This window comes from Streptomyces sp., assembly GCF_050698815.1.
Classification (GTDB): domain Bacteria; phylum Actinomycetota; class Actinomycetes; order Streptomycetales; family Streptomycetaceae; genus Streptomyces.
This window is the reverse complement of sequence record NZ_JBOHCV010000302.1, coordinates 1-1,987: the sequence shown is the minus strand read 5'-3', so window position 1 is coordinate 1,987 and position 1,987 is coordinate 1. Positions and strand designations below refer to the sequence as shown.

The 1,987-nt window shown below is 72.3% G+C and carries 3 protein-coding genes; 1 reads left to right on the top strand and 2 read right to left on the bottom strand.

Annotation, left to right across the window (positions count from 1 at the left end; translation table 11 throughout):
• The coding region (locus tag ACRDP3_RS10900) for an aminotransferase class I/II-fold pyridoxal phosphate-dependent enzyme (RefSeq protein WP_431516678.1) at positions 1-739 on the top strand (739 nt) is incomplete at its 5' end.
• An 18-nt stretch (positions 740-757) separates the two neighbouring features.
• Here ACRDP3_RS10900 and ACRDP3_RS10895 read toward each other — a convergent pair.
• Positions 758-1,639, bottom strand: a complete 882-nt coding sequence (locus ACRDP3_RS10895; protein WP_431516677.1) for a MurR/RpiR family transcriptional regulator — start codon at positions 1,637-1,639, stop codon at positions 758-760.
• Positions 1,640-1,690: 51 nt separating this feature from the next.
• Positions 1,691-1,987, bottom strand: a 297-nt coding sequence (locus ACRDP3_RS10890; RefSeq protein ID WP_431516676.1) for a hypothetical protein, incomplete at its 5' end; no start/stop codon positions are given.

Genomic DNA, 1,987 nt, shown 5'->3' with positions numbered 1-1,987 from the left:
CGCGCGCGCGGAAGACCTGCGTGCGGTGTGCGAGATCGCCGGCCGGCACGGCCTGGTGGTGATCGCGGACGAGATCTACGCCGAGCTGTGCCACGACGGCAACGCCCCGAGCGCCACCCGGTACCTTCCCGAACGCACCGTCATGACCAGTGGGCTGAGCAAATCGATGGCGCTGGGGGGCTGGCGCATCGGCTTCGCACGGGTGCCCGGCGGTCCATGGGGGGACCGGCTGCTCCAGAACCTGACAGGGGTCGCCAGCGAAGTCTGGTCGAGCCTCGCGGCGCCCATGCAGGCCGTGGCGGCGCACATCCTGCGGGACCCGCCCGAGGCACTCGCCCATATCGAGCGCGCCCGCGGGCTGCACGCCACGGTCGCCACGGCGGTGCACTCCGAGTTCACGGCGGCGGGCGCGGTGTGCCGGATACCGGAGGCGGGTTTCTACCTCTACCCCGACTTCGAGCCGGTGCGCGCGGTGCTCACGGCCCAAGGCATCGGCACGGGAGCGGAGTTGGCCGGGGCCCTGCTGGAGCGGCACGGGGTCGGCGTACTGGCGGGTGAAGCCTTCGGCGACGCCCGGGAGGGCCTGCGCGCCCGGGTGGCGACGAGCCTGCTGTACGGAGAGTCCGACGCCCAGCGGCAGCAGTCGCTGGAGAGCGCCGACCCGCTTTCCCTCCCCTGGATCCAGGGCTCGTTGGAGCATCTGCGCGGTGCGCTGTCGGCGCTGACCGCGGGCGCCTGACGGAGCGACAGCACAGGCTCAGCGTTCCCGGCTGTCGTAGGTACCGAACTCTTTGAGCAGTTCCTCCTCCTGCAGGAGCGTCGCGCGCACTTCGTGCCCGCGCTCGCGGGCGACTCCGGCGGCCAGCGCCTGGACCAGCGAGGTGAAAGCCGTCAGGGAACGCAGCACCGAGGGCCCGGCCGCATCGACGTAGAAGACCTGGTCGGCGGAAGCGGCGAGCGGCGAGGAGGGGTTGTCGGTCAGGGCGATGCAGTGGGCACCACGGGTGCGGGCCCAGGAGGCGGCACGTACCGTCTCGGCCGCGTAGCGGTGGATCGAGACGGCGACGAAGCAGTCGCCCTCCCGGACACGGCGCAGGTCGTCGGTCAGCGTGCCCGCACCCGTGGTGACGGTTTCGACGTCTTCGCGCAGCATCCGCAGCAGATAGCCGAGGAGATACGCCGGCGCGTGGCACTTGCGCAGGCCCATGACGTGGACGCGGGGCGCTTCGGCCAGCGCCTTGACCGCCGCGTGCCAGCTGTCCGCGTCGACGCGGGCGAAGGTGCGGGCGATGTTGGCGCGGTCCAGGGCGACCGCCCGTTCCAACGGATCCCCGCCGTCCGTGCCGAGCTGTTCGAGGTTGTCGTAGCGGCGCAGCAGTTGGGCCTGTTCGCGCAGCCGGCCGCGGCACAGCCGGGTCAGCCCCGGATATCCGTCCAGGCCGAGGCCGGCGGCGAAGCGTACGACGGTGGCCTCGTTGACTCCGACCGCGGAGGCCAGTTCCGAGACCGTCATGAAGGCCACCCCCTCGGGATCGGCCATGATCCGGTCGGCCAGCAGCCGCTGCGCGGGGGTGAGCGACCTGGCCCGGGCCTGGAGCTCGGTCAGCAACTCGTCGTAGGTCTGCGGTGCGGAAGCCATGTCACCGATTCTCCCCCGGCCTTGGCGGCCGACGTGCCGGCGCCTCCCCGTTCACGCCGCACCCGCCTTCGCGGGTACGTAGTCCGGCAGCGGCATGGAGGAGCTCCGGCCGTCGGCGCCGCGCAGGGTGATCCGGTCCTCCTCCAGATCGGCCACGGTGCTGCACAGAGTCATCAGCGGGTCCGAGCCCGCAGCGGTGCGGTGGACGCCCTCCGGCAGCGGTGCCGCAGTCAGGACGTCCATGAACCACCGGGACGTCGGCTCTTCGTGTGGCGGCAGCAGCCGGGAGAGGACTTCGCCGCGGGCCACGCTCTCCGCGTACTGACCCAGGCTGTGCCCGGCCTGCCC